The organism is Micrococcus sp. CS26 (genome assembly GCF_055522295.1).
Genome location: NZ_JBVFVY010000060.1, coordinates 1 through 1,204, shown reverse-complemented (window position 1 = coordinate 1,204; position 1,204 = coordinate 1). Strand labels below are relative to the sequence as shown.

Here is a 1,204-nt window from a genome sequence, read left to right as displayed (position 1 = left end):
GACTGTCAGTCTCTGAGGGCCGGATTCCGCGAGGATGAGGAAGTCCTGGCCGTGGTGCTCTGACCCATCTCTACGATTGACCCACATGGTGTCTTGGCGTTGATCTGTCGGGCCCGCGGCCGGGCACGTACGACCACTGCCGCCGGTCCGGGCGTGACCTGATAGGAGCCTGGAGCATTTTCGTGACCGTGTCCCCGTGACAGTCCTGTCCGCCCACCGGCGTCGGTGCCGCCCCCGCACCCGTAGCCGAAGGACAGCCTCGTATATGAGCCAGATCGCCCCCACCCGTTCCGGTCACGTCGTGATCGGCGTGGACACCCACAAGCACATCCACGTGGCCGCCGTCATGGACTCGATCGGTGGGATTCTCGCGACCGGCACGATCGCCACCGACCGTGCCGGTTACCAGCAGCTACTGGAATGGGCCGCGGACTACGGCACCATCATCGCGTTCGGCATCGAGGGCACAGGCTCCTACGGGGCTGGTCTGGCCTCGTACATCCGTCGCCAGGGGCACAAGGTCGTGGAAGTCTCGCGCCCAGACCGACGCCTGCGTCGGTTGAACGGGAAGTCCGACACCTTGGACGCTGAGAACGCGGCCCGCGCAGTCCTCGCGGGTTTCGCTACCGCCACGCCCAAGAGCGCCGACGGGAGCGTGGAAATGATCCGTCAGCTCAAAGTCGCTCACGACACTGCGGTCAAAGACCGCTCTGCAGCGATGATCACGTTGAAGGCGATGCTCGTGCACGCCGAAGAGAATCTACGCAAGGTACTGCAGGGGAAGACGCAGAAGATGATCGCCCGCCGCTGCGCTTCCCTGCGCCCCCGCGCGCTGAGCACGCCGGAGGAGGCCAATCGTCATGTGCTCCGGTCGCTGGCCAGGCGGTGGCTGTCGTTAAACGAGGAGATCCTCGAGCTCGAGGCCATGATCAAGGGGCTCGTGATCGCGCGTGCGCCGCACCTGCTCGACCAGTTCGGGATCGGCGTGGACACGGCAGCGGAGATCCTCATCGTGGCCGGGGACAATCCCGAACGGATCAAGAGCGAGGCAGCATTCGCCAAGCTCGCCGGCATCAGCCCCGTGCCTACAGGCTCAGGGATGAGCAGCGGAAAACATCGGATCAATCATGGCGGTCACCGTCAGCTGAACGCAGCCATCTACAGGACAGTCATCGTGCGGATGCGCTTCCATGAGCCCACGATC

The 1,204-nt window shown here is 64.7% G+C and carries 1 protein-coding gene; it reads left to right on the top strand.

The features are described from left to right. Nucleotides 1-265: 265 nt before the first annotated feature. Nucleotides 266-1,204 (top strand): IS110 family RNA-guided transposase (locus ACZ1IK_RS11195; RefSeq protein WP_465098518.1); only part of this gene is annotated, 939 nt, incomplete at its 3' end.